Consider the following 26,033-nt stretch of genomic DNA (forward strand, 5'->3'; position numbering starts at 1 on the left):
TCAGTCTCCCGTGGTCTGGTGGGTAACGCCGTGGCGGGCGAAGATCTGCTTCACCGTGCCGTCCTTTTCCAGCTGGGCCATGGCCTGGCCCAGGGTGTCGGCGAGCTGCGGGTTGTCGGCCTTCACCGCCAGCCCCAGCGCCCAGCCGTTGATGCGCATCTCGGGCATCTTCACCGGTCCCATGGCGTAGGGACTCGGGGCACTGCCCAGGGCGGCCTCCAGTTCGGCCTTGGGCGCCATCACCGCCGCCACCTCGCCGGCGCGCAGCCCGCCGACGGCCTTGGCCACGGAACGGTAATGCACCACTTGGTCGCGGATGCGGCCGCTGAGGGAGGCGAGCAGGAAGGAGTCGGCCAGGGAGCCCACTTCGACGCCGATCTTTTCCCGGGTGAACACCTCCAAGGCCACCGCCGCCGAGCCGGTCACCGGCGGCACCCGCTGGGGATCGCGCACCACCGCCAGGGTTTCCAGGTAGTAGGGGGCGAAGATCGTCACCTGCTTGTTGGCCTGGGCCAGCCGGGTGTCCACCGGCACGTGCATCATCACGTCCGCCGGCCGGGTGCCCAGGTAATGGCCCTTCCACACCATGTTGCGCAGGTCGTCGCCCATGTCGTCGTCGGCGCTGAACCAGACGAAGTCGGGCTTGAGCCCGAGCTTTTCCGCCAGGGCCCGGCCCAGGTCCACGTCGATGCCCTGGCCCTTGGCCGAGTAGGGGGCGAAATCGTTATAGACGGCGATGCGTAGCACGCCGGGCTGTTGTACCGGGACGTCGCCGGCCCGGGCGAAGGAAGCCAGACCGGCCAGGGCGAGGCCGGCCAGCAGGCGCAGGGAGGTACGGCGCTTAGTCCACATGGACCTTCTCCAGCCAGGCGCGGATCGCCCACATCGCTTCCTGGGACAGGGTGCCCTCGAAGGGGGGCATGTACACCCGGCCATCCCGGGTGGAACCGTGGCGGATGCGGTTGAGGAAGATCTCGTCGCCCTCGTCACCTTCGGGCAGGTAGCGCAGGTCCGGGGCGATGCCGCCGGACACGGCGCCCAGGCCGTGGCAGCGGGCGCAGTTCTGGTTGAAGGCCGAATCGCCGATGCGGATGGCGGTTTCGTTCTTGCGGAAGGGGTTGGTGGCGCGCCACTCGCTGCCCAGGTTGTCCAGGCCGGTGGTGTCGACCGCATGGGGAACCACGTCGCCGTGGGCGATGGCATTGGCGGCGATCAGCGCGAGCAGCAGGACGGGGATCGATCGAAGCGTGGTGCGGAGGGTCAGTTTCACCTTGGTTTCCTTTGGTCGAAGAAATGATTTGTAGTGTTGTGCCGGCGAGGGGCCGCGAGGCCCATGACAGGGAGCCAGGCAGCAAGCCCCGTGCCAGGCGGTGAAACAGGGGTTTTGTTGCACGCTTCAGCAACTTGTCCAGGCACGGAGGTTGCTAGATCGGGTTCGCACCGACACATGCGTTGCTAAACAATTGGGCAGGTGCTACGTTCTGCAACACAAGTGACACATGAACCGATACGAAATCGGTCGAGCGAGACAGCGGTAGGCAGCAGAGAACAAGGAGGAGGGATATGCGGCAAGCTTTGGTTGCCGAGGATGCGCGCACCCTGCGCATCCTCAAGGCACGACAGTTGTTCTTCCAGCGTGGCGATCTGCCTGGCGAGCTCCTCAGTACCGAGGTGCTGCGCTCATGGCAGCGCTGTCATCGGTCCGGCATCGAGACTGCCGTCCGTGGCGTAGCCGCCGATCCGGTGGCAGAGCAGGTGCTCAAACAGGAGCAGGACCGTAGCCGGTCGCTGATCTCCTATGCCCTGCCCGTGATGGAGCACGTCTACGAGCACATCCACGATTCGGGCTGCGTGGTGGTCCTGGCCGACAGCAACGGCCTGCTGTTGCACAGCCTGGGCGACCCGGATTTCGTTTCCCGGGCCCAGCGCGTCGCCCTCCAGCCCGGTTCCTCCTGGGACGAGTCGGTGCGCGGCACCAACGCCATCGGCACCGCCCTGGTCGAGGAGCGCCCCCTGGAAGTGTTCGGGGCCGAGCACTTCCTCGACCACAACGGCTTTCTCACCTGTAGCTCGGCGCCCCTGCGCGACTCCTACGGGAACGTCATCGGTGTGCTGGATATTTCGACCGATTTCCGCCGCTATCAGCCCCACACCTTCGGTCTGGTGCGCATGTCCGCCCAGATGGTGGAGCGCCGTCTGTTCGACTTCGAGCAGTCGCGCCAGATTCTGGTGTGCTTCCATTCCCGGGACGATTACCTGGGCACCCTCGGCGAAGGCGTGCTGGCGGTGAACGGCGACGGCTTCATTTCGGCCGTCAACGTCTCGGGCCTGGAGTTGCTCGGCCTGCGCCGCCAGGAGGTGATGAACCGGGATTTTTCGGTGATCTTCGAGGGCGTGCTGGGCCGGCTGGTGGATCAGGCGCGCCGCGAGCCGGAACGGCCTATCGCCCTGCGTACCCGGGAAGGCAAGACCTTTTATGTGCGGCTGCGCGGCAACCTGCCGGCCGTCGGCGCCGGCGGCCGGGTGATCGGTGTGGCGGAGGAACCGATCCGTCCGGTGCGGCTGCCCGAAGTGCAGCCCGCCGAGCCGGCGGAGATCACCCTGGAGTCCCTGTGCACCGGCGACCCGCGCATCCAGGCCGCGGTGGATCGGGCCCGCCGGGTGATCGGCCGGGACATCCCGATCCTCATCCAGGGCGAATCCGGCGCGGGCAAGGAGATTTTTGCCAAGGCCTTCCACAACAGCAGCCCGCGGCGCGACCGCCCCTTCGTGGCGCTCAACTGCGCCGCCATTCCGGAAAACCTGATCGAGTCCGAACTGTTCGGCTACCAGGGCGGCGCCTTCACCGGCGCGCGCAAGGAAGGGGCCGTGGGCAAGATCCAGCAAGCCCACGGTGGCACCCTGTTCCTCGACGAGATCGGCGACATGCCCCTGGCCCTCCAGGCCCGGCTGCTGCGGGTCCTCCAGGAGCGTTGCGTCACCCCCCTGGGCAGCGGCAAGACCATCCCGGTGGATATCGCCCTGGTCTGCGCCACCCACCGCCGTCTGCGCGACGAGGTGGCCCGGGGCGCCTTCCGCGAGGATTTGTATTTCCGCCTCAACGGCCTGAGCGTCACCCTGCCGCCCCTGCGCGAGCGGGCCGACCTGCGCCAGCTGGTGCACAACATCATCGGCGCCGAGGCCGAGGGCCGGGCGGTGCAGGTGTCCGAAAGCACCATGCGCCTGTTCGAGGCTTACCCTTGGCCGGGCAACATCCGGCAACTGACCAGCGTGCTGCGGGTCGCCCTGGCCCTGCTCGACGACGACGAGTCGGAAATCAACGAGTGCCACCTGCTCGAAGACCTGCTCGAAGCCGCGTCCGATGCGCCGATCGTCGCGCCGATGGCGGAAATGCCGGCCTCGGCCGCGATGGTCCGGCCCCTGATGCCGGGCGGCGAGATGGTGAGTCTGGAGGAGATGGAGCGCCAGGCGATTCAGCGCACCCTGGAAGCGGTGGGGGGCAACATCTCGGCGGCGGCGCGCAAGCTGGGCATCAGCCGCAACACCTTGTACCGCCGTCTGGGCCAGCTGTAATCCCCGGCTCGGCGTCTTTTCCGCCGAACGCAAACGGCCATGCCAGAATCGGCATGGCCGTTCGCTTTTTAGGACTTGGGATGGGCGTTGGGACGGGGTTAGGCCCGGAAATGAAAAAAGCCAGCTCGGGAGCTGGCTTTTTTCTACGATTGGTGCCCAGAAGAGGACTCGAACCTCCACGCCTCGCGGCGCTAGTACCTGAAACTAGTGCGTCTACCAATTCCGCCATCTGGGCGATGTGCGAACATCGAATAGGCGCGGATTATAGGGACTTCAGGCCGGGAACGCAAACGTTATTACGCGCCCGCCCTAACCAGGACAATCGGGCCGTGGTCCAGCCTTCGTGGGGATTCGCTGTCGACTCCCCATTTCTCCCGATGAGTCCGTTTTCTTGCACTTTCCGGCCCATTTTCACGGACGAGGCGCGGATCGGCCATTTTGGCGGTTCCGGGGTGTCGGGCCGAGCCATGGCCGGCGCCGGAACGGCCCGGGCGGGGATTTAACTGAAGACATGGCCCGGGGCTGGTATCATCTGCCTGCGTTGCCATGCCGACATGCTGGCACGCATCGATTTTCCGGCCTCCGTGCTGGCCGGCACCAAGGGTGCCGCTGCCGCGGGGGCCACCGCAAACCCAAGGATGCACTGGCTAGAACGTGATGGCGCTGAGAAACTGGCGACGCAGAAATGAAAAAAGCCAGCTCGGAAGCTGGCTTTTTTCTGCGATTGGTGCCCAGAAGAGGACTCGAACCTCCACGCCTCGCGGCGCTAGTACCTGAAACTAGTGCGTCTACCAATTCCGCCATCTGGGCGATGTGCGAACATCGAAGAAGGCCGGATTATAAGGACCCCCAAAAAAGTGTCAACACCCAAACTGTCGAAAGTGCGCCGCCGCGATCCGTTCTTCGAACGGGAGGTACAAAAGTATCCGTCGCCGCTGCCGTCCCGCGAATACATCACCCTGACCCTGGAAGAGCAGGGCCGTCCCGTCAGCGTCGAGCACCTGTGCACCCTGCTCGATATCGCCCCCTTCGAACGCGATCTGTTCGAGCGCCGCCTGCGCGCCATGGAGCGGGAGGGCGAGCTGCTGCGCAACCGCAAGGGCGCCCTGATCCTGCCCGAGAAGGTGGACCTGATCCCCGGCCGGGTGATCGGCCATCCGGACGGCTACGGTTTCCTCGTCACCGACGACCAGTCCGACGACCTGTACCTGGAACCCAAGCAGATGGACCGGGTGCTCCACGGCGACCGGGCCCTGGCCCGGGTCACCGGGGTGGACCGGCGCGGCCGCCGCGAAGGCGCCATCGTCGAGGTGCTGGAACGGGCCAATTCTCTGGTGGTAGGCCGGGTGTTCGAGGAACACGGCGTGCGCTTCGTCGTCCCCGAGAACCGGCGCATCAACCAGAAGATTCTGCTCGCCCCGGAGGAAAAGGCCGAGGGCGCCAAAAAGAGCAAGAAGCGCGGGGCCGTGCCCGAGATCCGCACCGGCCAGGTGGTGGTGGTCGAGATCATCGAGCAGCCGACCCGCTACACCCAGCCCATCGGCCGGGTGAAGGAGGTGCTGGGCAACTACGCCGACCCGGGCATGGAAATCGAGATCGCCCTGCGCAAGCACGATCTGCCCTTCGATTTCTCGCCGGAAGCCGAGGCCGAGACCAAGGCCATCCCGGACACGGTGCGCAAGGTCGATACTGCCGGCCGCGAGGACCTGACCCATCTGCCCCTGGTGACCATCGACGGCGAGACCGCCCGGGACTTCGACGACGCGGTCTTTGCCGAAAAGGTCGGCCGGGGTTACCGCCTGGTGGTGGCCATCGCCGACGTCTCCCACTACGTCAAGCCGGGCATGGCCCTGGACCACGACGCCTTCTCCCGGGGCAACTCGGTGTATTTCCCGCGCCGGGTGATCCCGATGCTGCCGGAAAAGCTCTCCAACGGCCTGTGCTCCCTCAACCCGGACGTGATCCGCCTGTCCATGGTCTGCGACATGCAGATCACCAGCGCCGGGCGGATCAAGGAGTACCGTTTCTACCCGGCGGTGTTCCGCTCCCGGGCCCGCCTCACCTACACCCAGGTGTGGAACTGGATTTCCGGTGCCGCGCAGCCCGAAGCCGACGCCCACGTGGCGGTCCTGCCCCACCTGCAAACCCTCTACAAGCTCTTCCAGGTGCTTTCCAAGGCCCGGGACCAGCGGGCGGCCATCGACTTCGAGACCACCGAGACCCAGATGGTCTTCAACGACCAGGGCAAGATCGACACCATCATCCCGGTCATCCGCAACGACGCCCACAAGCTGATCGAGGAATGCATGCTGGCGGCCAACGTCTGCGCCGCCAACTTCCTCGAAGAGCACAAGCAGACCTGCCTGTACCGGGTGCACCAGGGCCCGACGCCGGAAAAGCTCGAAGCCCTGCGCGACTTCCTCAAGGAATTCGGCCTGTCCATCGGCGGCGGCGATGCCCCGGGCGCCCGGGACTACGCCGAACTGCTCGACAAGGTGAAGGACCGGCCCGACGCGCCGCTGTTGCAGACGGTGATGCTGCGCTCCCTGCGCCAGGCCATCTACAGCCCGGACAACCTGGGCCACTTCGGCCTGGCCTACGAGGCCTACACCCACTTCACCTCGCCGATCCGCCGCTATCCGGACCTGCTGGTGCACCGGGCGATCAAGGCGGTGCTGGCCGGCCAGCGCTACAAGCCCGAGGGCTACCAGGACCTGATCCTGATTCCGGAAAAGCCCTTCAAGCGCAACGGCGCCCAGCAGCGCCCCGCCGAGGCCAAGACCGCCAAGGCCCTGCCGGCGGAGACGCCCAAGGACAAGGACCACGCCAACTGGGAATCCATCGGCCTGCACTGCTCGGCCACCGAGCGCCGCGCCGACGAGGCCACCCGGGACGTGGAGAACTGGCTGAAGTGCTTCTACATGAAGGAGCGCATCGGCGAGGTGTTCGACGGCACCATCTCCACGGTGGTGCCCTTCGGCATCTTCGTCGCCCTGGACGAGGTGTACGTGGAAGGCCTGGTGCACGTCTCCGAACTGGGCGAGGACTACTTCCACCACGATCCGGTCAAGCACGCCATGGTCGGTGAGCGCAGCGGCGTTTCCTACCGCCTGGGCGGCCGGGTCAAGGTCAAGCTGGTGCGGGCCGATCTGGAAAGCGGCAAGGTGGACTTCGTCCTGGTCAAGGACGGGGCCGGCGGCCGGGCGGCCCGGCGCAACGAAGCCGCTCCTGCCCGTGACGAGGAGCGGCATGCCGCTCCCGTTGCCCCCCGGGGCAAGAGCAGTGGCAAGGGAGGGAAGGGGGGCAAGGCGGCTCCGGTCGTTCGTGCGGAAGCGCGTGGCCCGGTCGCCAAGGCACGTCCGGCGTCCCGGCCCGCACCGCGCCCGGTGACGGACGAGGATCGGCCCACCACCTATTTCGGTCCGCCCCAGGGCACGGCGTCCGGCGCGGGGGACACGATCCCGGCCGTTCCGGCGCGGCGGCGCAAGGCCCCGGTAGCCGCCCTGCTGGGCGGCGTCCCGCTGCCGCGGGTGGAAGAGGTTCCGGTACCGAGCGCCACCAAGCGGAGCAAGGGTGCCGAAGAGGGGAAACCCGCCAAGGCCAAGGTGGCCAAGCCGGCAACCGCGGCCGCCAAGAAACCTGCGGCAAAGGCCAAGGCCGACGGCAAGGCCAAGAAGGCCGCCCCCGCCCGGGCCAAGCCGTCCGGCAAGGCCAGTGCGAAGGCTGCCAAGCCCGCAAAATCCGTGACCAAGGCGGCACAGCCGGTTGCCAAGGCTGCGGTCCAGGCGACCCCCAAAGCGACCCCCAAGGCGGCTCCGAAGGCCGCCCGCAAGACGGCGCCTAAAACCGCCAGCAAGGCTGCCGCCAAGCCGGCTGTGAAGCGCACCAAGGCCGGCTGATCGGGCAGGTTGCCGGGCGGCGGCGGCGGACGTTTCGCCGCCGCCGCCCGAACCGCTACAATCGCCGCCCTGTTTCCCCATTCCGCAAGGTAGACACCATGGCCGAAAGCCGCTCCCAGACCCGTTCCATCCACGGCTTTCACGCCATCATCGCCAAGCTGCGCCACGATCCGGAGGCGGTGAAGGAAATCTACCTGGACGCCCAGCGCCAGGACGCCCGGGCCAAGGACCTGCTGCGCCATGCCGAAACCCACGGGGTGCGGGTCATCCCGGTGGACGGCAAGCGCCTCGACGGCATGGCCCCCGGCGCCCGCCACCAGGGGGTGATCGCCCTGGTGGACGCCCGCATCCGCCACGTCACCCTGGACGACGTGCTCGACACCCTGGCCGAGCCGGCCCTGCTGCTGGTGCTGGACGGCATCACCGATCCGCGCAACCTGGGGGCCTGCCTGCGGGTGGCCGACGCGGTCGGCGCCCACGCCGTGGTGGCGCCCAAGGACCGGGCGGTGGGGCTTACCGACGTGGCGATCAAGGCCGCCTCCGGTGCCGCCGAAACCGTGCCCTACGTGGTGGTCACCAACCTGGCCCGCAGCCTGCGCGAGATGAAGGAGCGGGACATCTGGGTGGTGGGCACCGCCGGCGAAGCCACCTCCAACCTCTACGAGGCCGACTGGCCCGCCGCCACCGCCTGGGTGCTGGGGGCCGAAGGGGAGGGCCTGCGCCGCCTGACCCGGGAAACCTGCGACACCCTGGTGAGCATCCCCATGCTCGGCAGCGTCGAATCCCTCAACGTCTCGGTGGCCGCCGGGGTCTGCCTGTTCGAAGCCCGGCGCCGCCGCTTGGGCGCCTGAGCCGGCGACGGACGGTCCGCAAAACGCAAAGGCCCCTTTCGGGGCCTTTTTCGTTGGAGGTTTCGTTGGGGGGAAGGGGGAGGCGGCAAGAGGCAAACTCAGGCCGCCAGCTCCTTGGGCTGGGCCGGCGCGGTGCCGGCGTTGGCCGCCTCGCCGAGTTCGGCGAGCAGGGCCTTTAGGGTGTCCAGGGCGGCGCCCAGGGAGGCCCCGCCGTCTCCGTCGCCCTGGCGTAGCTGGGCCAGGGAGGCGGGTTTTCCAAACAGGTAGCCCTGCACCTGGTCGGCGCCGGCGGCGATGGCCAGCTCCAGGTGGCGCGGGGTTTCGATGCCCTCGCATACCGCCACCGCGCCGATGTCGTGGGCGATGGCCACCATGCGGCTGAGGATGCTGGCGTGGCGCCGGTCCTGCTCGGCGGCGTAGATCAGGGTGCCGTCGAGCTTGACGATGTCCGGCGACAACCAGGCCAGGCGGTGCACGTTGGAGTGGGCGCGGCCGAAGTCGTCCAGGGCGATGCGGTAGCCCCGTTCGCGCCAGCCGGCGATGGCCCGGGCCAGGTGGGCCTCGTAGGATTTGCCGTCACCGCCGCTGCTGTCACCGGTTTCGACGATTTCCAGCACCACCTGGGCGGGGGACAACCCCAGGTGGCGCAGGATGGTTTCGAAGACTTGCCCATGGCCGCCCTGGACCGCCAGCAGGTGCTGGGGATGGACGTTCAGGTGCAGGTCGCCCCGAGCCCCGTTGGCCAGGAAGTTGAGGGCGTGGAGGGTGCGCACCAGGCGATCCAGGTGCACCATCTCCTCGCTGCCTCCCGGCAGGGAGAACACGTCTTCCGGCGACAGGGGCGTGCCGTCCGGCCCGAAGGCGCGCAGCAGGGCCTCGTGGGCCACGCTGGCCCCGTCCCGCACCGAAATCAGGGGCTGGTAGCGGGATTCCAGGCGCAGGTCGGTGAACAGCCCCTCGACCTGCTGGGGGGTCACGTTCAGGGCCGGCTGGCCGGTGGGGCGGGCGAAGGCGTGGTCGTTGAAGTAGCGGACCACGTCGTGCAGGGCTTCCAGGGCGGTCATGGCGTTGCCTGGGCTCCCGTTAGCGGTTGCCGCCGACCAGGCGGTCGAAGGAGCCGCCGTCGGAGAAGTGGGCCTTGGTGGCCTTTTCCCAGCCGCCGAACACGTCGTTGATGGTGAACAGCTTGACCTTGGGGAACTGGCCGGCGTACTTGGCCGCCACCTTGGCATCCACCGGGCGGTAGTAGTGCTTGCCCGCGATGTCCTGGCCTTCCGGCGAGTACAGGTATTCCAGGTAGGCCTGGGCCACCTTGCGGGTGCCGTGCTTGTCCACGTTCTTGTCCACGATCGACACCGGCGGCTCGGCCAGGATCGAGGTTTCCGGCGCCACGATGTCGAACTTGTCCTTGCCGATCTCCTTGGTGGCCAGCAGGGCCTCGTTCTCCCAGGCGAGCAGCACGTCGCCCAGGCCACGCTCGACGAAGCTGATGGTGGCGCCCCGGGCGCCGGTGTCGAACACGGGCACGTTCTTGAGCAGGCGGCCGACGAATTCCTGGGCCTTGTCCTCGCTACCGTACTTCTTCAGGGCGTAGCCCCAGGCCGCCAGGTAGTTCCAGCGGGCGCCGCCGGAGGTCTTGGGGTTGGGGGTGATCACCGAGACGCCCGGCTTGGCCAGGTCTTCCCAGTCCTTGATGTTCTTCGGGTTGCCCTTGCGCACCAGGAATACGATGGTCGAGGTGTAGGGGCTGGCGTTGTGGGGCAGGCGCTTCTGCCAGTCGGCCGGCAGCAGCTTGGCCTTGGCGGCGATCTCGTCGATGTCGTAGGCCAGGGCCAGGGTGACCACGTCGGCTTCCAGGCCGTCGATCACCGAGCGGCCCTGCTTGCCGGAGCCGCCGTGGGACTGGCGGATGGTCACGTTGTCGCCACTCTTGGCCTTCCAGTACTTGGCGAAGGCGCCGTTGTAGTCCTGGTACAGCTCCCGGGTCGGGTCGTAGGAAACGTTGAGCAGGTTAATGTCGGCCGCGTGGGCCGCGCCGAAGGCGGTGGAGAAGGCCAGGGCCAGGGTGCCGAGCAGGCGGGGCAGGGGTTTGGAGTACGCCATGGTGATCCTCGTGGTGTCGGATGATCGAAAGGGGATGGGCGTACTGTATCGACGGGTCCTTCTGCTGAAAAAGAATAAAATCCTTTAATTTTATTAATTATTGTAATAAGCGAGCGGGTAGGAAAACGGTGCTCGAAAAAGGGGCTCCGAGGAGCCCCTGCCGGGATCAGACGTTGGTCAGGACGGCCGTGATCATGATGCCCACCAGGCCCACCAGGGCCACCCAGGTGGCCTTGTAGACCCGGTCGGTGATGCGGCCGATGGCCCGCACTTCACGCAGCGGGCAGCGGTAGTCGCCGGGGCAATCGTCGAAGGGAGGGGCCGCTGTGCTCGCCGGGCGTTTGCTGGTGAGATGCAGTCTCAGGCATTCGAGGCAGGAGCTGGCTTCGGGAGCGAGCGGTGGACGAGAGTGCGGCGACGTCATGGTTTTTCCCCTTTGCAAAATTGGCCTGAAAAAGGCCTGGTTGCGTTATAGGAAAGGGAAATATTCCGGTGCAATTTAAGATTATGCAAACGAAATTTGTGCGCCGCGCGAAGGGGTACACGATGAGCACCTCGGCGTCATTAATGGCGCTGCGCCGAGCGGACGGCGCGCACGCCGAGCAATACGCCGCAAAGCAGCAAGGTTATGCCAGCTTTCTCGAAAAACGTCGGACCGCGCCCGGCGTACAGGTACAGATAGGCCAGGGCCGCCAGGGTCTCGAAAACGATCAGCTGGCCGGTGAGGGCGGGCGGCAATAGCTGGCTGGCCCGGTTCCACAGCAGGGTGCCGGCCCAGGAGGCGCCCAGCCCCAGCACCGCCATGCCGGCGACGTAAGCCGCCGGGTCGGCGCCGAAGATCCGCCCGGTGGGCTGGACGGCCAGCAGCACGGCGAAGCCGGCCACCGCCAGGGGCAGGGTCGCCAGCCCCTGGGCGGTGGACCAGGTGGTGGGCGACAGGCGCGGATGGCGGCGCAGCCAGTCGGCGTTGGCCAGGGGATACCAGGTCCAGCAGGCCACCGCCCCCACGGCCAGGGCAAGGCCGGCGGCAAAGCCGTCCCCCGGGGCCGCGCCCGCCTCCTGGGCGTGGACCAGGGCCAATCCGGTGGCAATGGCCAGCAGCGGCGGCACCAGGCGCCGCCAGGGCAGGTCCGGCGAGGTCAGGTTGGCGCATACAGCGATGACCACCGGCAGGGTGCCGATCAGCAGGGTGGGCAGGGGGCCGCCGGCCTGTTGCAGGGCGGCGGCCAGGCAGCCGTAGTAGATGAAGTTGCCCACCAGGGTGAGGGCGACGGCCCGCTTCCAGTCGGCCCGGGTCAGGGCCGCCAGACGGGGGCGGTCGGCGCCGGCCAGGAGCAGGGCCACCAGGCCGAAGGCCAGGTAGCGGCCCAGGGCCAGGGAGGCGGGGGCCACGTCGGCGAAGATCAGCGGGGCGACGAAGACCAGCCCCCAGAGCAGGCCGGCCCCCAGGGCGCACAGCACGCCCAGGGCGAGGGGATGGCGGACGGAGGCGGGGGAGGGCATGGCGGTCGGGCGCCGGGGGCGCAAAAGCCGGCATTATCCCCGCCGCGCAGCCCGGCCGGAACGGGGCGTGGAGAGGGCGCGGCCCCGAGGGGGATTGAAACCCCGCGCCAGTACTCGTTCTCCGGGCATGCGTTGTGGAAAACCACAAGGGGCGCGGCATCCGGCGCTGGCAGGCCGGAAAGGCGCGCTGGGCGCGGGGTTCGCAAGGGCTGGCGGATCGGAGGGCGGCATCGGGCGGTACGCCGCTATTTCGGCCGCCGCCGCGCCGGGCGATAATCGCGCCGTTCAATTTCCTTGCCGCCGAGACCGCCATGCCCTTCACCGTCGTCGACCACCCCCTCGTCCAGCACAAGATCGGTTTGCTGCGGGCCGCGGACATGAGCACCAAGAAATTCCGCGAGCTGACGGCGGAATTGGCCCGGCTGCTGGCCTACGAGGCGTGCCGCGACTTTCCCGTGGAGACGGTGACGGTGGACGGCTGGTGCGGCCCGGTGGAGGTGCAGCAGCTGAAGGGCAAGAAGGTCACCGTGGTGCCGATCCTGCGCGCCGGCCTGGGCATGCTCGACGGGGTGCTCGACCTGATGCCCAGTGCCCGGGTGAGCGTGGTGGGCATCGCCCGCAACGAGACAACCCTGATGCCCGAGCCCTATTTCGAAAAGCTGGTGGGCAACCTGGAAGAGCGCATGGCCCTGATCATCGACCCGATGCTGGCCACCGGCGGCTCCCTCAACGCCACCATCGACATGCTCAAGCGCAAGGGCTGTCGCCAGATCCAGGCCCTGGTGCTGGTGGCGGCGCCGGAAGGGGTGAAGGCGGTAAGCGAGGCCCACCCGGACGTGTCGATCCACGCCGCTTCCCTGGACAGCCACCTCAACGCCGACGGCTACATCATTCCCGGCCTGGGGGACGCCGGCGACAAGCTGTTCGGTACCAAGCACTGACCGTGTCGCCCGGATAGCATCCGGGCGGGGCAGCTCGGCGGCGCCGTGGAGGTCGGCGGCGATCGCGCTGGAACGGCGGGGGCGGAGCCGGCGTCTTATTCTTGGAAAGCCGGCGCATCGCCGGAAGATAGCGGAAGATTGCCCATCCATGCTCAGGAGGTCGCCATGTCCCGCCTCGTCACCCTGTTCGTCCAACCCGCCGGCCTGCGCCGGATTCTGGGGCGGCTCGCCCTGCAGGCCGCACCCCTGCTGCTGGCGGCCTGCGCCAGCGGTCCCAACGTGCGCAGCGACTACGATCCCCAGACGGATTTCGCCCGCTACCACACCTTCGCCTTCTTCTCGCCGGCGGGAACCGACCGTTCCGGCTACAGCACCCTGCTGACCGACCGGCTGCGCCGCGCCGCCCGGGCCGAACTGGAACGTCGCGGTTACGTGTACCGGGAAGCCTCCCCCGACCTGCTGGTGAACTTCAACGCCAAGCTGGAGGAAAAGTATGACGTGGTGCCGACCCCGGCGCCCATGGGCTATTACGGCTACCGGGGCGGTTACTACGGCTCCTGGCCGGGCTACGGCTGGGGTCAGGAGGTGATCCAGTACACCCAGGGCACCCTCAACGTGGACCTGGTGGACGCCCGGCGGCGCCAGCTGGTGTGGGAAGGCGTCGGCGTCGGCACGGTGGACGACATGGCCGCAGCGGTGTCCCAATCCTCCCTGGACAAGGCGGTGGCCGCCATCTTCGCCCGCTATCCCTTCGTCGCCGGCAGCGGCGACCGGGCGGCGCCGGCCGGCGGCAAGTAGGTCAGGCCGCACGGCCGTCATTCCCCAGCCTTGCCACAAAGCAAAACGCCCGGCATCAAGCCGGGCGTCGCCGTTTCAATGGGGCAGAACCCCTGGGGATGCGCTTACCAGGTGGTCAGCACGGAACCCTTGAACTCGGTGTCGATGAACTTCTTGATCTCGGCGCTGTGATAGACCTTGATCAGCTTGTGCACCCAGGCCGCGTCCTTGTTCTTCTCCTGCACCACGATCACGTTGGCGTAGGGGCCCTTGGCCGCTTCCATGGCGATGGCGTCCTTGGTCGGGTTGAGGCCGGCCGGCAGGGCGTAGTTGGTGTTGATGGTGGCGGCGTCCAGGTCGCCCAGGGTGCGCGGCAGCTGGGCGGCGTCGAGTTCCTTGAACTTCAACTTCTTGGGGTTCTCGGCGATGTCCAGGGGCGTGGCCTTGAGGCCCACGCCCGGCTTGATCTTGATCAGGCCCTGCTTTTCCAGCAGCAGCAGGCCGCGGCCGCCGTTGGTCGGGTCGTTGGGCACGCCGATGGTGGCGCCGTGGGCCAGCTCGGCCACGCTCTTCACCTTCTTGGAGTAGAGGCCCATGGGGAAGTTGACCGTGGTGGCCACCGACACCAGCTTGTAGCCCCGGGACTTCACCTGGTCGTCCAGGTAGGGCTGGTGCTGGTAGCTGTTGGCGTCCAGGTCGCCGGCGGCCAGGGCGGCGTTGGGCTGCACGTAGTCGGAGAATTCGATCACCTGGATCTTCAGGCCTTCCTTCTCGGCCAGCTTCTTGACCTGTTCCATCACCTGGGCGTGGGGTCCGGCGGTGACGCCGATCTTGTAGACCTTGTCGTCGGCGTGGGCGGCCAGGCTGGTCAGGCTGGCTAGAGCGGTGGCGCCCAACAGCAGGGTGGCGAGGGCTTTTGCGATTTTCATGGGGACTCCTGTTGGCTAAGGGTCGGAAACAAGGGAAAAGGGCGATCCGGCGTCAGCGCTGATTAGCGGTGATCAGCGATGGTTCAGGCGCCGCGACAGCCAGTCGCCACAGGACTGGACCAGCTGGACGAAGACGATCAGCACCAGCACCACCATGCCCATCACCTCGGGCATGAAGCGCTGGTAACCGTAGCGGATGCCCAGGTCGCCCAGGCCGCCTCCGCCCACGGCGCCAGCCATGGCGGAAAAGCCGATCAGGCTGACCAGCATGATGGTCAGGCCGTTGAGGATGCCGGGCAGGGATTCGGGCACCAGCACCTTGGTGATGATCTGCATCGGCGTGGCGCCCATGGCCTGGGCGGCCTCGATCAGGCCCCCGTCCACCTCGCGCAGGGCGCCTTCCACCAGGCGGCCGACGAAGGGGATGGCGGCGATGGCCAGGGGCACCACGGCGGCGGCGGTGCCGATGGAGGTGCCGGTGATCAGGCGGGTGAAGGGGATGATCGCCACCATCAGGATGATGAAGGGGGTGGAGCGCACCGCGTTCACCACCAGGCCCAGAATCTTGTTGAAGGCCGGCCGGGCCAGGATGTGGCCCGGGGCGGTGACGGCGAGCAGCAGCCCGAGGGGGATGCCGATCAGGGTGGCGATGCCGCCGGACAGGCCGACCATCACCAGGGTTTCGATGAATGAGTCCCAGAGCAGGGAAAGCAGTTCAGGCGACATTGACCACCTCCGTGCGGATGCCTTGTTGATCGAGCCAGGTCAGGGCGCCCTGGCGGTTGGCGACGTCGCCTTCGAGCAGCACCAGCAGGGAGCCGAAGGGCTCGCCCTGGATCTCGTCGATCTGGCCGTGCAGGATGTTCACATCCAGGCCGAACTGGCGGGTCAGGGCCGACATCAGGGGCGCGTCGGCCGAGGCGCCGGTGAAGAACAGCCGCACCACCTGGCCGCCCTTTTGCAGGTGCGGCTGGGCCAGCCGTTCGAGCAGGCCCTCGGGCAACTCGTGGCCGATCACGTCGGCGATCAGGGTCTTGGTCATGGGCTGGGTGGGGGCGGTGAACACCTCGAACACCCGGCCCGATTCGACGATGCGGCCGTGGTCGAGCACCGCCACCCGGTCGCACAGGTCCTTGATCACCTGCATCTCGTGGGTGATCACCACGATGGTCAGCTTGAGGCGCTGGTTGATGTCGCGCAGCAGGGCCAGGATCGAGCGGGTCGTTTCCGGGTCCAGGGCCGACGTGGCTTCGTCGCAGAGCAGCACCTTGGGCCGGGAGGCCAGGGCCCGGGCGATGCCGACGCGCTGCTTCTGGCCGCCGGACAACTGGCTCGGGTAGCGGTCGCGCTGGGCGGCCAGGCCCACCAGTTCGAGCAGCGGGTCCACCCGGGCGGCGATCTCGGCCCGGGGGATGCCGGCCAGCTCCAGGGGCAGGGCGACGTTGGCGAAGACGGTGCGGTTGGCCAGCAGGTTGAAGTGCTGGAAGATCATGCCGATCTCGCGCCGGGCGGCACGCAGCTCGGCGTCGGACAACGCGGTCAGGTCGCGGCCGGCGACGACCACCTGGCCGGCGCTGGGGCGTTCGAGCAGGTTGATGCAGCGGATCAGGGTCGATTTGCCGGCGCCGCTCTTGCCGATGATGCCGAAGATTTCGCCTTCGGCGATGGTCAGGTCGATGTTGCTCAGGGCTTCCACCGCGGCGCTGTCGCGGCTGGGCCCGGGGTAGCGCTTGGCGATCGCGTTGAGCGCGATCATGGGCGCGGTCTGGAGGTTCTCCATGATTCCCGTTGCTGTTCTTTGAATACTTGGATTGGCTCGATGGTGTCGCCAACGGCGGTGTTTCTTCCCACTACCGGCCGGGCCGGCGGTAGGGGCCTGCGGCAGAAAAGAATGCGGCCCGGCCGCTGGTGGGCGGCCGGGCCAAGGGGGCGATTATAGCGCTTCGGATGGGCGGGCGCCTCAGACCACCATGCCGGCGCCTACGGTGTCGAAGGTGGCCTCGTCGATGATGACGAAGGCCCCGGTGGCCCGGTTCTTCGCGTAGGAATCGCAGAACACCGGCTGGGCGAGGCGGAAGCTGACCCGGGCGATGTCGTTCATGGCCAGCTTTTCGGCGCCCTGCTGTTCCAGGGTGTTCACGTCCAGCTTGTAGGCGATCTCGCCCACCGCCGCCCGGGTGCTGCGGGTGGTGTGGCGGATGGTGTACTTGCGGCTGCGGTCGAGCGGCGTCTCGGCAAACCAGCAGACCATGGCGTCGAGCTGCTTGGTCACTTCCGGCACGGCCCCGTCGCCGTTGGCGGCGCTGGCGGTGCTGCCGTTGCTGCCGGCCTTGACCAGCATGTCGCCCCGGGACAGGTCGATCTCGTCTTCGAGCAGCAGGGTCACCGACTGGTCGGCCACCGCCGAGGTCAGGGGCTGGCCGCCGATGTGGATGGCCTTCACCTTGGTCTCGATCCAAGCCGGCAGGGCCAGGATGCGGTCGCCCACCTGGACGGTGCCGGACTCGATGCGGCCGCTGAAGCCGCGGTAGTCGTGCAGCTCCGGGTCGTCGGATGCCTGGGGGCGGCACACCCACTGGATCGGGAAGCGGAACTGCTCGGCCTTGGCCGCCGCGTCGCCGTGGGCGCCGGGGGCGGTTTCCAGGAGTTCCAGCAGGGTCGGGCCCTCGTACCAGGCCAGGGCTTCGCCCCGGTCCACCACCATGTCGCCGTTGAGGGCGGACATGGGCACGAAGGTGACGTCGTGGGTGGTGTCGGACAGGCCCAGGCCGGCGGCGAAGTCCTGGAAATCGGCGCGGATGCGCTCGAACACAGCCCGGTCGTACTCCACCAGGTCCATCTTGTTCACCGCCACCACCAGGTGGCGGATGCCGAGCAGGTGGCATACCGCGGCGTGGCGGCGGGTCTGCACCGACAGGCCCTTGCGCGCATCCACCAGCAGGATCGCCAGGTCGGCGGTGGAGGCGGCGGTGACCATGTTGCGGGTGTACTGCTCATGGCCCGGGGCGTCGGCGATGATGTACTTGCGCGTGCCGGTGGAGAAGTAGCGGTAGGCTACGTCGATGGTGATGCCCTGCTCGCGCTCGGCGGAGAGGCCGTCGGTGAGCAGGGACAGATCGACGGCGGACAGGCCGCGGCGCTGGGAGGTGCGCTCGATCTGGGCCAGGGTGTCGGTGAGGATCGCCCGGGTGTCGTAGAGCAGGCGCCCGATCAGGGTGCTCTTGCCGTCGTCCACGCTGCCGCAGGTGAGAAAGCGCAGCAGGCCGTGGTCTTGAATGCGTTCCAGGGCAGCCATCAGAAATACCCTTCCTTCTTGCGTTGTTCCATGGAGGCCTCGCTGGTCTGGTCGTCCAGGCGGGTGGCGCCCCGTTCCGAGACGGCGGTGCTGGCAGTCTCGGCGATGATCTTGTCGATGGAGTCGGCGGTGGATTCCACCGGCGCGGTGCAGGGGATGTCGCCGACGGTGCGGAAGCGCACGTCGATTTCTTCCACCACGTCGCCGTCCTTGGCCGGGGTCAGGTCGGTGACCGGGGCCAGCAGGCCGTTCTTGCGCACGATTTGGCGCTTGTGGGTGAAGTAGATCGAGGGCAGCTCCAGGCCTTCCCGGGCGATGTACTGCCACACGTCCAGTTCGGTCCAGTTGGAGATGGGGAAGGCGCGCATGTGCTCGCCCTTGCGCACCCGGGCGTTGTACAGGTTCCACAGCTCGGGGCGCTGGTTCTTCGGGTCCCACTGGCCGAACTCGTCGCGGAAGCTGAACACCCGTTCCTTGGCCCGGGCCTTTTCCTCGTCGCGGCGGGCGCCGCCGATCAGGCAGTCGAAGCCGAATTCCTCGACGGCTTCGAGCAGGGTCACGGACTGGAAGCGGTTGCGCGATTCCAGGGGCGACTTGAGCACGATGGTGCCCCGGGCGATGGAGTCCTCCAGGCTGCGCACGATCAGCCGTTCGCCCAGTTCAGAGGCGCGGCGGTCGCGGAAGGCGATCACCTCCGGGTAGTTGTGGGCGGTGTCGATGTGCAGCAGGGGGAAGGGGAACTTGCCGGGACGGAAAGCCTTTTCCGCCAGGCGCAGCAGGCAGATCGAGTCCTTGCCCCCGGAGAACAGGAGGGCCGGGTTCTCGCACTGGCCGGCCACTTCCCGCAGGATGTGGATGGCTTCGGCTTCGAGCCAGTCCAGGTGGGAGAGGGTGACGCGGGTGGTCATGGGTGCACTCATCGCAATAATGAAATCGGTTCGTGGGGAGCGGTCGGCCAGATGGCAATCAGGCCTCAATCAGGCCTGCTTGACGTGGAGCCCGCACTCCTTGCTTTCGGGGTTCTCCCACCACCAGCGGCCGGCGCGCACGTCCTCGCCCGGGGTGATGCTGCGGGTACAGGGAGCACAGCCGATGCTCGGGTAGAAGCGGTCGTGGAGGGCGTTATAGGGCACCTGGAAGTGGCGCACGTAGGCCCACACCTCGGCCTCGCTCCAGTCGGAAAGCGGGTTGTACTTGGGGATGCCCCGGTCGCTGTCGAAGTCTTCCACCGGCAACTCGGCCCGGGTGGCGGACTGGGCGGCGCGCATGCCGGTGATCCAGGCCGCCTTGCCGGTCAGGGCCCGGTTGAGCGGCGCCACCTTGCGCGCGCCGCAACAGGCCTTGCGCGCTTCCACCGAATCGTAGAAGCCGTTGATGCCAAAGCGCACGACGAAGGTCTGCACGTCCGCCGCCTCGGGAAAGATCACGCTCACCGGGGTGTCCGGGTAGCGCTTAGCGGTCTCGGCCAGCAGGTCGTAGGTTTCCGCCGGCAGGCGGCCGGTGTCCAGGGTGAAGATGCCGATGGGCAGTCTGTCCTTGGCGATCAGGTCGGTGAGCACCATGTCCTCGGCGGACAGGCTGGAGGCCAGGGCGGCGCCGGCGCCATGCTTGGCGGCGATGCCGGCGAGCACGGCGCGCACCGCTTCGGCCTTGGCCAGGGCGCTTTGCAGCGCCTGGGGATTGTCGCCCTTGAGGACGGCGGGGTTGAAGTTGGCCATGGCGTAGCGCTCAGGAAGACTTGCCGGCGTCGAGGCTGGCGTCGCCGCGATGCACCCGGCGGAACAGGGGACGGGGATCGTCCACCGCCCCGGCGTAGGTGAAGCTGAAGTCGTCGAAGGCTTTCAGGGCGTCGTTCAGGTCCTTGCCCTCCTTGAGGGCGAAGGCGTCGATGCCGCAGCGGCGCATCAGGAAGAACTGATCGCGCAGCACGTCGCCCACGGCGCGGATCTCGCCGGTCCAGCCGAGGCGGCGCAGCAGGGTGGCGCTGGTGTAGCCGCGGCCGTCCACGAACTTGGGGAATTCCACGGCGATCAGGGCCAGGTGGGCGAAGTCGCCGGCCAGTTGTTCGGCCTCCTCGTTCGGCGCCAGGACCACGCCGAGCTTGCCGCCCTGGGCCAGGCGGGCCAGCAGCTCGTCGCGGCGGGCCTGCCACACGGCCAGGGGCACGATCAGATTGGGCGCATCGGCGACGGAGGGCAGGGCGACGGTGGCGGCGCTCTCGTTGCTTTCCGGGGCGTCGGCGGAGACCGTCAGCACCAGCCGGGCGAAATCGTCGGCGACGATGGCCGGCGCCGGGGCGGAGCGGATGATCTGGGGGCGGCGGATCAGGTCAGGCATGGGACGACTCACGGGCGGCGGAGGTGTTGAGGGCGGCGGGGCGGCGGCCAGCATAGACCGCTTCCTTGAAGGGGGCGAGGCCGAGGCGCTCGAAGGTGTCGAGGAAGCGCTCGTCGTCGTGGCGCTGGGCCACGTAGGTGCGCACCAGGGTTTCCACCACCTCGGGCACTTCGGCGGCCGAGAAGGAGGGGCCGATCACCTTGCCCAGGGCGGTTTCCCGGCCCTTGACGCCGTCGGTGTGACCGCCCAGGGTGACCTGGTACCACTCTTCGCCGTTCTTATCGACGCCGAGGATGCCGATGTGGCCGACGTGATGGTGGCCGCAGGCGTTCATGCAGCCGGAGATGTTGAGGTCCAGGTCGCCGATGTCGAACAGGTAGTCCAGGTCGGAAAAACGCTCCTGGATGGCCGCGGCGATGGGGATCGACTTGGCGTTGGCCAGGGAGCAGTAGTCGCCCCCGGGGCAGCAGATCAGGTCGGTGAGCAGGCCCACGGTGGGGGTGGAAAGACCCTTGGCCTTGGCCGCTTCCCAGACTTCGGGCAGGGCGGAAACGGGCACGTCGGGCAGCACCAGGTTCTGCTCGTGGGAGACGCGCAGTTCGCCGAAGCTGAATTGGTCGGCCAGTTCGGCCACGGCTTCCATCTGTTCCGAGGTGCAGTCCCCCGGCGGCTGGCGCGGGTCCTTCAAGGAGATGGTGACGGCGGCATAGCCCGATTGCTTGTGCGGATGCACGTTGCGCGCCACCCAGCGGGCGAAGGCCGGGTTGGATGCTTTCAGGGCGTCGACCCGGGCGTCGTTGGCCGGCAGGGCGGCGTAGTCCGGGGCGGTGAAGTGGCGGGCGATACGCTCCAGCTCTTCGGCGCCGACGGTGCTCGGGCCGTCCTTAAGGTTGGCCCATTCTTCCAGCACTTCCTTGCGGAACTGCTCGGCCCCTAGGGCATGCACCAGGATCTTGATGCGGGCCTTGTAGGGGTTGTCGCGGCGGCCGTAGGAGTTATAGACGCGCAGGATGGCTTCGACGAAGGTGAGCAGGTGCTGCCAGGGCAGGAATTCCTCGATCACCTTGGCCAGGATCGGGGTGCGGCCCAGGCCGCCGCCCACCAGCACCTCGAAGCCGATCTCACCGGCGGCGTTCTTCTTGATGTTGAGGCCGATGTCGTGGGCCAGGGTCACCGCCCGGTCCCGGGTGGAGCCGCTCACGGCGATCTTGAACTTGCGGGGCAGGAAGGCGAATTCGGGCTGGAAGGTGCTCCACTCGCGCAGCAGCTCGGCATAGGGGCGCGGATCGGCGATCTCGTCCGGGTCGATGCCGGCGAAATGGCTGGTGGTGACGTTGCGCACGCAGTTGCCCGAGGTCTGGATGGCGTGCATTTCCACGTCCGCCAGCTTTTCCAGGATGTCAGGGGTGTCTTCCACCTTGGGCCAGTTGAGCTGTAGGTTGTGCCGGGTGGTGAAGTGGCCGTAGCCCCGGTCGTAGTCCCGGGCCACCTCGGCCAGCTTGCGCAACTGGGTGGACGACAGCAGGCCGTAGGGCACGGCGATGCGGAACATCGGCGCGTGGCGCTGGATGTACAGGCCGTTCTGCAAGCGCAGGGGGCGGAATTCGTCGTCGGTCAGTTCGCCGCTTTTCCAGCGCCGCACCTGGTCGCGGTACTGGGCGACCCGTTGGCGGAGGATGGCGTGATCGTATGCGTCGTAGCGGTACATGGAGGTTCCGTGCAGGCCTGCTAGTTGGGAGTGGCGCTATGGTAAGACCCGGTTATTGATTCAAAAAGAATATCCGGTTAGATTGTTATAGCGTTTTGTTATTTAAAGGAGTCGCCGTGAAGTTGCAGCAATTGCGCTATCTGGTGGAAGTGGCCCGGCGCGGGCTGAACGTTTCCGAAGCGGCGGAAGCCCTGTACACCTCCCAGCCCGGTGTCTCCAAGCAGATCAAGCTGCTGGAGGACGAGCTGGGCATCGTCGTCTTCGAACGCAGCGGCAAGCGCCTGGTGGGCGTCACCGAGCCGGGCAAGGCGGTGCTGGAAATCTCCAGCCGCATACTTAAAGAGGCGGACAACCTGAAACGGGTCGGCGCCGAGTACGCCGGGGGCGACTCCGGCAGCCTGACCATCGCCGCCACCCACACCCAGGCCCGCTACGCCCTGCCGGCGGTGGTCAAGCGCTTCGTGGACAAGTACCCCAACGTGCGCCTGTCCCTGCACCAGGGCAGCCCGACCCAGATCGCCGAATGGGTGAGCAGCGGCGAGGCCGACATCGGCATCGCCACCGAGGCCATGGACCAGTATCCCCAACTGGTGATGCTGCCCTGCTACCAGTGGTCCCACGTGGTGATCGCCCCGGAAGGGCATCCCCTGCTGGCCGAGCCGTCCCTGACCCTGCAAGCCCTGGCCCGCTACCCCCTGATCACCTACGACCCGGCCTTCACCGGCCGTTCCCGCATCAACCGGGCCTTCGAGCGGGCCGGCATCACCCCCAACGTGGTGCTGGCGGCCATCGACGCCGACGTGATCAAGACCTACGTCGGCCTGGGGCTGGGGCTGGGGGTGATCGCCGCCATGGCCTTCGACGCCGAGCGGGATACAGGTCTCAAAGCGCTCGACGCCAGCCACCTGTTCGAGCGCAACACCACCCGCATCGGCCTGAAGCGCGGCACCTACCTGCGCCGCTTCGAATACGACTTCATCGAGTATTTCGCCCCGCAACTGACCCGCAAGGCCGTGGAAATGGCCATGGCCGGGGTGGGGGAGTCGTACCAGCTGTAAGCCGGGGGAGGGCGGTCGGGGGAGAACATGTGGGGAAATTAGCGCCCCGCGAAACCCCGCGCCCATGGCCGATCTTCAGCCATCGTGTTTCTACATCGAGTATTGGCGCCGCTTTCCAGGGTGATGCCGTGGAGGTCGGCCATGGGCGCGGGGTTTGGGGAAGCGGCCTGGATGGCCTCGATGGCGTTGAGCCCGATCCCGGGTCAGAACAGCCCCATCTCCAGCCCGGCGGCCAGCAGGCCGCCGATTTCCCGGCAGGCGTCCAGGTCGGCCGGGGTGGTGGGCTGGCGGGCGATGTGGCCGGGATGGACCGGCTTCCAGCCGTAGCCGGTGGCGATCCGCCCGACTTCGCGCAGGGCCCCCCGGCCGTCGTTGCCGCAGGCCACCAGCACTGCGTAGGGGCGGCCGGTGGTCTGGTTCTCCAGGGGGTAGAAGGTGCGGTCGAACAGATCCTTGATCTGGCCGGCCATGTAGCCGAAGTTCTCCGGGGTGCAGATCAGGTAGCCGTCGGCATTGCGCAGGTCGTCGGCGCCGGTGTCGGCGGCCCGTTGCAGCCGGGTATCCACCGCCGGCGCCGCCTCCCGGGCGCCGGCCAGGGCGGCCCGGGCCAGTTCCTCGGTGCGGCCGGACTGGGTGTGGTAGACGATCAGCAGCCGGGCCATGGCCGGACGCTTCAGCTGCCGCGGAAGGCCGGAGGCACCGCCGGGGCGCAGGCCGCCGGCCGGTCGGCGGCGAGCACCGGTTCCGGGTAGGGCTGGCGGGCGGCCGGGTCCTGGCGGTAGAAGCGGGCCAGTTGGTCGTAGAGGGCCGGGTACTCGTCCCGGACCACGTCGGGCCACTCGAAGAAGGTTTCCGACACCACGGCGAAGAATTCGCCGGGATGCTCGGCCCCGTAGGGGTCGATCCAGGTTTCCTCGCCGGCATTGACCCGGTTCCAGAAATTCTCGTAGGCCGTGTCCAGCACCTCGATCCAGCGTTCCCGGTCCATGCCCGGGTGCAGGGGCGGCACCCCGTCGGGCTCGCCCTCGCGCATGTCGAGCTTGTGGGCGAATTCGTGGATGACCACGTTGTAGCCGTCGCCGGCCATCTGCACGTCGCGCCAGGACAGGATCAGGGGCCCGCCGGACCAGGCCTCGCCGGAGGCCACCTCGTCGTACTCGTGCACCACCCCGGTCTCGTCGGCGATCTGGCGCGGGATGACGAATTCGTCCGGATAGATCACCACGCCGCTCCAGTCCTTGTACCAGTGCAGCCCCAGGTTGAGCACCGGCAGGCAGCCCTGGGCCGCCACCGAGACGCAGATGGCGTCGGTCAACTCCAGACCGCCGGCGCCGGTGAACGACTTGTCGGCCAGGAACGCCTCGGCCAGCTGCTTCAGATTGCCCAGTTCCTCCCGGTTGAGGGCGGCGAGAAAGGGCAGGGCGGCGACGGTGTCGCGCCACAGGGCCTCGGGGATGGCCGGCGGCGGGGCTGAATGGGTCAGCCCCAGGGCGGCGAGCAGGCGGCGGATCATGGTGCGGGCTTCCGGTTCACTTCAGCCGCGGCCCCAGGACGGTGGTCAGGTAGATGCCGGCGAAGATCAGGGCGATGCCGGCATAGTGGTAGAGGTGGGGCACCTCGCCGAGCAGCAGGGCCGAGAGCAGGGTGCCGAACACCGGCATCAGGTGGATGAACAGGCTGGCCTTGTTGGCGCCCACCTCGGCCACTCCCCGATTGTAGAAGACGTAGCCGAGAAAGCCGGGGAACACCGCCACGTAGGCGATGCCCGCCAATGAGCCGGCACGGACGTTGATATGGCGTCCTTCCGCCACCATCTCCCAGGCGTAGGCCGGGGCCAGTGCCAGCACGCCGACCACGGTCATGGCCGCCAGCATGAGCATGGGATCGACCCCGGCCGGGCGCCATTGCAGCCCCACCGTGTACACCGCCCAGACCAGCACGGCGGCGAGCATCCACAGGTCGCCCCGGTTGAGGGTCAGCCCCGCCAGCACATCCAGGTCGCCGCGGCAGATGATGGTGGCCGCGCCGACGAAGGACAGGGCCACGCCCAGCCCCTCGATGGGCCGCAGCCGCTTGCCGAGGAAGGCCCAGGACAGGGCGATGGTGGCGATGGGGATGAACGAGTTGAGCAGCACCCCGTTGGTGGCGGCGGTGTATTGCAGGGCGATGTAGGCGAAGGTGTTGTAGCAGCCCACGCCGAGGACGCCGAGGAGCACCACCGGCTTCCAGCCCTTCCTCAGGATCGGCCACTGGCTGCGCAAGTGAGGCAGGGCCAGGGGCAGCACCAGCAGCAAGGCCAGGCTCCAGCGCCAGAAGGCCAGGGCGAAGGGCGGCACGTCGGCGCGGATGGCCCGGCCCAGCACCATGTTGCCGGACCAGAACAGGGCGGTGAGGGTGAGCAGCAGGTAGGGGTGGCGCAGCAGGTGCGCCCGGGACTCGGGGGCCATGGCGGTTTATTGGTTTTTCTGGGGCGGGCTCCGGCGTTGGCCTGACGGCCGCGCCGGGTTGGGGAAGGCGATTATGCCACCCGTGGCCGGGCCGTCGACAGCGCCGGCGGCGGTGTCCGGCCGGAGCGGCGGGAAAGGGAGGGGAATGGGGGAAGCGGTGCCCTTACTCGATCCAGACGAAGGGGTTGTGCGCCACTTCCCAGAGGAAGCCGTCCGGGTCGGCGAAGTAACCGCTGTAGCCGCCCCAGAACACTTCCTCGGCGGGCTTCACCAGTTTGGCGCCGGCTTTCACGGCGTGGGCCAGCACCTCGTCCACCTCGGCCCGGGTACGCAGGTTGTGGGCCAGGGTGAAGCCGGGAAAGGTCCCGGGCGCCGCCGGGCTGGGCGGCAGACGGGCGTCCTCGGCCAGGGCGTCCCGGGGATAGAGGGCCAGCCACAGCCCGTTCAGGGCGAAGAAGGCGATGCCGTCCTGGCTTTCCGGGCGCAGGGTGAATCCCAGGCCGTCGCGGTAGAAGGCGCGGGAGCGTTCCAGGTCGGAAACGCCCAGGGTGATCAGGCTGATGCGGGGTTCCATAGGGGGCTCCGGATGAAATCGGCCTGCCACGGTAGGCC

The 26,033-nt window shown here is 68.0% G+C and carries 24 protein-coding genes and 2 tRNA genes; 6 read left to right on the forward strand and 20 right to left on the reverse strand.

What is annotated here, in order from left to right:
• Both V7Z98_RS06185 and pedF read right to left on the reverse strand, forming a co-directional pair.
• Positions 1 to 852 (reverse strand): substrate-binding periplasmic protein, encoded by an 852-nt coding sequence (locus tag V7Z98_RS06185; protein ID WP_334157354.1) that lies wholly within the window; start codon positions 850 to 852, stop codon positions 1 to 3.
• Positions 842 to 1,264, reverse strand: coding sequence for a cytochrome c-550 PedF (gene pedF, locus V7Z98_RS06190; protein WP_442951818.1), 423 nt, complete (start codon positions 1,262 to 1,264; stop codon positions 842 to 844). The genes V7Z98_RS06185 and pedF overlap by 11 nt, the downstream gene beginning before the upstream one ends.
• A gap of 299 nt (positions 1,265 to 1,563) precedes the next feature.
• On the opposite strand from pedF, the gene V7Z98_RS06195 reads away from it, so the two are divergent.
• Complete coding sequence (locus V7Z98_RS06195; RefSeq protein ID WP_334157355.1) at positions 1,564 to 3,573, forward strand: sigma-54-dependent Fis family transcriptional regulator; 2,010 nt, start codon at positions 1,564 to 1,566, stop codon at positions 3,571 to 3,573.
• A 150-nt stretch (positions 3,574 to 3,723) separates the two neighbouring features.
• Here V7Z98_RS06195 and V7Z98_RS06200 read toward each other — a convergent pair.
• Positions 3,724 to 3,808 (reverse strand) — tRNA-Leu (locus tag V7Z98_RS06200).
• A gap of 490 nt (positions 3,809 to 4,298) precedes the next feature.
• Positions 4,299 to 4,383 (reverse strand) — tRNA-Leu (locus tag V7Z98_RS06205).
• 47 nt (positions 4,384 to 4,430) lie between these two features.
• On the opposite strand from V7Z98_RS06205, the gene rnr reads away from it, so the two are divergent.
• Both rnr and rlmB read left to right on the forward strand, forming a co-directional pair.
• On the forward strand, positions 4,431 to 7,472 hold the full coding sequence (gene rnr / locus V7Z98_RS06210) for a ribonuclease R (RefSeq protein ID WP_334157356.1): 3,042 nt from the start codon (positions 4,431 to 4,433) through the stop codon (positions 7,470 to 7,472).
• 98 nt (positions 7,473 to 7,570) lie between these two features.
• Positions 7,571 to 8,323 (forward strand): 23S rRNA (guanosine(2251)-2'-O)-methyltransferase RlmB, encoded by a 753-nt coding sequence (rlmB, locus tag V7Z98_RS06215; protein ID WP_293261785.1) that lies wholly within the window; start codon positions 7,571 to 7,573, stop codon positions 8,321 to 8,323.
• 98 nt (positions 8,324 to 8,421) lie between these two features.
• On the opposite strand, the gene V7Z98_RS06220 is transcribed toward rlmB, so the two are convergent.
• The 4 genes from V7Z98_RS06220 to V7Z98_RS06235 form a co-directional block, all read right to left on the reverse strand.
• Positions 8,422 to 9,387, reverse strand: a complete 966-nt coding sequence (locus V7Z98_RS06220) for an EAL domain-containing protein (protein WP_293261783.1) — start codon at positions 9,385 to 9,387, stop codon at positions 8,422 to 8,424.
• A gap of 19 nt (positions 9,388 to 9,406) precedes the next feature.
• Positions 9,407 to 10,426: a sulfate ABC transporter substrate-binding protein gene (locus tag V7Z98_RS06225; RefSeq protein ID WP_334157357.1), complete on the reverse strand. Its 1,020-nt coding sequence runs from the start codon at positions 10,424 to 10,426 to the stop codon at positions 9,407 to 9,409.
• A 166-nt stretch (positions 10,427 to 10,592) separates the two neighbouring features.
• Entirely contained in the window at positions 10,593 to 10,850 is a 258-nt protein-coding gene (locus tag V7Z98_RS06230; protein WP_293261777.1) for a hypothetical protein, read from the reverse strand.
• 140 nt (positions 10,851 to 10,990) lie between these two features.
• Positions 10,991 to 11,929: a DMT family transporter gene (locus V7Z98_RS06235; protein WP_334157358.1), complete on the reverse strand. Its 939-nt coding sequence runs from the start codon at positions 11,927 to 11,929 to the stop codon at positions 10,991 to 10,993.
• 311 nt (positions 11,930 to 12,240) lie between these two features.
• Here V7Z98_RS06235 and upp point away from each other — a divergent pair, with 311 nt between their 5' ends.
• Both upp and V7Z98_RS06245 read left to right on the forward strand, forming a co-directional pair.
• Complete coding sequence (upp, locus tag V7Z98_RS06240; RefSeq protein WP_293261771.1) at positions 12,241 to 12,870, forward strand: uracil phosphoribosyltransferase; 630 nt, start codon at positions 12,241 to 12,243, stop codon at positions 12,868 to 12,870.
• A 165-nt stretch (positions 12,871 to 13,035) separates the two neighbouring features.
• Positions 13,036 to 13,668 carry a DUF4136 domain-containing protein gene (locus tag V7Z98_RS06245; protein WP_334157359.1) on the forward strand — a complete coding sequence of 211 codons (633 nt, stop codon included), beginning with the start codon at positions 13,036 to 13,038 and terminating at the stop codon, positions 13,666 to 13,668.
• Positions 13,669 to 13,772: 104 nt separating this feature from the next.
• Here the strand turns inward: V7Z98_RS06245 and V7Z98_RS06250 are convergent, their stop codons facing one another.
• From V7Z98_RS06250 to V7Z98_RS06285, 8 genes are all read right to left on the reverse strand, one after another.
• Positions 13,773 to 14,576, reverse strand: coding sequence for a MetQ/NlpA family ABC transporter substrate-binding protein (locus tag V7Z98_RS06250; protein ID WP_334157360.1), 804 nt, complete (start codon positions 14,574 to 14,576; stop codon positions 13,773 to 13,775).
• A 72-nt stretch (positions 14,577 to 14,648) separates the two neighbouring features.
• On the reverse strand, positions 14,649 to 15,302 hold the full coding sequence (locus V7Z98_RS06255) for a methionine ABC transporter permease (protein ID WP_293261762.1): 654 nt from the start codon (positions 15,300 to 15,302) through the stop codon (positions 14,649 to 14,651).
• The gene (locus tag V7Z98_RS06260) at positions 15,292 to 16,356 is read right to left on the reverse strand and encodes a methionine ABC transporter ATP-binding protein (RefSeq protein WP_334157361.1); all 1,065 of its coding nucleotides are present in this window, start codon (positions 16,354 to 16,356) and stop codon (positions 15,292 to 15,294) included. Before V7Z98_RS06260 ends, V7Z98_RS06255 begins: the two co-directional genes overlap by 11 nt.
• Before the next feature lie 180 nt (positions 16,357 to 16,536).
• A complete protein-coding gene (locus V7Z98_RS06265; RefSeq protein ID WP_334157362.1) occupies positions 16,537 to 17,871 on the reverse strand; it encodes a sulfate adenylyltransferase subunit 1 in 1,335 nt (444 codons plus the stop codon).
• Positions 17,871 to 18,779, reverse strand: coding sequence for a sulfate adenylyltransferase subunit CysD (cysD, locus tag V7Z98_RS06270; protein WP_334157363.1), 909 nt, complete (start codon positions 18,777 to 18,779; stop codon positions 17,871 to 17,873). The genes V7Z98_RS06265 and cysD overlap by 1 nt, the downstream gene beginning before the upstream one ends.
• Positions 18,780 to 18,848: 69 nt before the next feature.
• Positions 18,849 to 19,589 (reverse strand): phosphoadenylyl-sulfate reductase, encoded by a 741-nt coding sequence (locus V7Z98_RS06275; RefSeq protein WP_334157364.1) that lies wholly within the window; start codon positions 19,587 to 19,589, stop codon positions 18,849 to 18,851.
• A 10-nt stretch (positions 19,590 to 19,599) separates the two neighbouring features.
• On the reverse strand, positions 19,600 to 20,208 hold the full coding sequence (locus tag V7Z98_RS06280; RefSeq protein WP_334157365.1) for a DUF934 domain-containing protein: 609 nt from the start codon (positions 20,206 to 20,208) through the stop codon (positions 19,600 to 19,602).
• A complete protein-coding gene (locus V7Z98_RS06285) occupies positions 20,201 to 21,916 on the reverse strand; it encodes a nitrite/sulfite reductase (RefSeq protein WP_334157366.1) in 1,716 nt (571 codons plus the stop codon). Before V7Z98_RS06285 ends, V7Z98_RS06280 begins: the two co-directional genes overlap by 8 nt.
• Before the next feature lie 116 nt (positions 21,917 to 22,032).
• On the opposite strand from V7Z98_RS06285, the gene cysB reads away from it, so the two are divergent.
• Positions 22,033 to 22,974, forward strand: coding sequence for an HTH-type transcriptional regulator CysB (gene cysB / locus V7Z98_RS06290; RefSeq protein ID WP_293261741.1), 942 nt, complete (start codon positions 22,033 to 22,035; stop codon positions 22,972 to 22,974).
• A 203-nt stretch (positions 22,975 to 23,177) separates the two neighbouring features.
• Here cysB and V7Z98_RS06295 read toward each other — a convergent pair whose 3' ends face one another.
• The 4 genes from V7Z98_RS06295 to V7Z98_RS06310 form a co-directional block, all read right to left on the reverse strand.
• The gene (locus V7Z98_RS06295; protein WP_334157367.1) at positions 23,178 to 23,636 is read right to left on the reverse strand and encodes a flavodoxin family protein; all 459 of its coding nucleotides are present in this window, start codon (positions 23,634 to 23,636) and stop codon (positions 23,178 to 23,180) included.
• An 11-nt stretch (positions 23,637 to 23,647) separates the two neighbouring features.
• The gene (locus V7Z98_RS06300) at positions 23,648 to 24,487 is read right to left on the reverse strand and encodes a zinc-dependent peptidase (RefSeq protein WP_334157368.1); all 840 of its coding nucleotides are present in this window, start codon (positions 24,485 to 24,487) and stop codon (positions 23,648 to 23,650) included.
• A 16-nt stretch (positions 24,488 to 24,503) separates the two neighbouring features.
• On the reverse strand, positions 24,504 to 25,421 hold the full coding sequence (locus V7Z98_RS06305) for a DMT family transporter (RefSeq protein ID WP_334157369.1): 918 nt from the start codon (positions 25,419 to 25,421) through the stop codon (positions 24,504 to 24,506).
• A 163-nt stretch (positions 25,422 to 25,584) separates the two neighbouring features.
• Complete coding sequence (locus V7Z98_RS06310) at positions 25,585 to 25,995, reverse strand: VOC family protein (RefSeq protein WP_334157370.1); 411 nt, start codon at positions 25,993 to 25,995, stop codon at positions 25,585 to 25,587.
• Positions 25,996 to 26,033: the final 38 nt, after the last annotated feature.

The sequence above is a fragment of the Oryzomicrobium sp. genome (genome assembly GCF_036820405.1).
GTDB lineage: Bacteria > Pseudomonadota > Gammaproteobacteria > Burkholderiales > Rhodocyclaceae > Oryzomicrobium.

Excerpts from the sequence above, each read along its gene's own strand:
- V7Z98_RS06265 (WP_334157362.1), bottom strand. The coding sequence starts at position 17,871 with ATGGCTGCCCTGGAACGCATTCAAGACCACGGCCTGCTGCGCTTTCTC.
- V7Z98_RS06230 (WP_293261777.1), bottom strand. The coding sequence starts at position 10,850 with ATGACGTCGCCGCACTCTCGTCCACCGCTCGCTCCCGAAGCCAGCTCC.
- rlmB (WP_293261785.1), top strand. The coding sequence starts at position 7,571 with ATGGCCGAAAGCCGCTCCCAGACCCGTTCCATCCACGGCTTTCACGCC.
- V7Z98_RS06280 (WP_334157365.1), bottom strand. The coding sequence starts at position 20,208 with ATGCCTGACCTGATCCGCCGCCCCCAGATCATCCGCTCCGCCCCGGCG.
- upp (WP_293261771.1), top strand. The coding sequence starts at position 12,241 with ATGCCCTTCACCGTCGTCGACCACCCCCTCGTCCAGCACAAGATCGGT.
- V7Z98_RS06220 (WP_293261783.1), bottom strand. The coding sequence starts at position 9,387 with ATGACCGCCCTGGAAGCCCTGCACGACGTGGTCCGCTACTTCAACGAC.
- V7Z98_RS06245 (WP_334157359.1), top strand. The coding sequence starts at position 13,036 with ATGTCCCGCCTCGTCACCCTGTTCGTCCAACCCGCCGGCCTGCGCCGG.
- V7Z98_RS06305 (WP_334157369.1), bottom strand. The coding sequence starts at position 25,421 with ATGGCCCCCGAGTCCCGGGCGCACCTGCTGCGCCACCCCTACCTGCTG.
- V7Z98_RS06250 (WP_334157360.1), bottom strand. The coding sequence starts at position 14,576 with ATGAAAATCGCAAAAGCCCTCGCCACCCTGCTGTTGGGCGCCACCGCT.
- V7Z98_RS06195 (WP_334157355.1), top strand. The coding sequence starts at position 1,564 with ATGCGGCAAGCTTTGGTTGCCGAGGATGCGCGCACCCTGCGCATCCTC.
- V7Z98_RS06310 (WP_334157370.1), bottom strand. The coding sequence starts at position 25,995 with ATGGAACCCCGCATCAGCCTGATCACCCTGGGCGTTTCCGACCTGGAA.
- V7Z98_RS06285 (WP_334157366.1), bottom strand. The coding sequence starts at position 21,916 with ATGTACCGCTACGACGCATACGATCACGCCATCCTCCGCCAACGGGTC.
- cysD (WP_334157363.1), bottom strand. The coding sequence starts at position 18,779 with ATGACCACCCGCGTCACCCTCTCCCACCTGGACTGGCTCGAAGCCGAA.
- V7Z98_RS06275 (WP_334157364.1), bottom strand. The coding sequence starts at position 19,589 with ATGGCCAACTTCAACCCCGCCGTCCTCAAGGGCGACAATCCCCAGGCG.
- V7Z98_RS06295 (WP_334157367.1), bottom strand. The coding sequence starts at position 23,636 with ATGGCCCGGCTGCTGATCGTCTACCACACCCAGTCCGGCCGCACCGAG.
- V7Z98_RS06225 (WP_334157357.1), bottom strand. The coding sequence starts at position 10,426 with ATGGCGTACTCCAAACCCCTGCCCCGCCTGCTCGGCACCCTGGCCCTG.
- V7Z98_RS06255 (WP_293261762.1), bottom strand. The coding sequence starts at position 15,302 with ATGTCGCCTGAACTGCTTTCCCTGCTCTGGGACTCATTCATCGAAACC.
- V7Z98_RS06185 (WP_334157354.1), bottom strand. The coding sequence starts at position 852 with ATGTGGACTAAGCGCCGTACCTCCCTGCGCCTGCTGGCCGGCCTCGCC.
- V7Z98_RS06300 (WP_334157368.1), bottom strand. The coding sequence starts at position 24,487 with ATGATCCGCCGCCTGCTCGCCGCCCTGGGGCTGACCCATTCAGCCCCG.
- V7Z98_RS06260 (WP_334157361.1), bottom strand. The coding sequence starts at position 16,356 with ATGGAGAACCTCCAGACCGCGCCCATGATCGCGCTCAACGCGATCGCC.
- V7Z98_RS06235 (WP_334157358.1), bottom strand. The coding sequence starts at position 11,929 with ATGCCCTCCCCCGCCTCCGTCCGCCATCCCCTCGCCCTGGGCGTGCTG.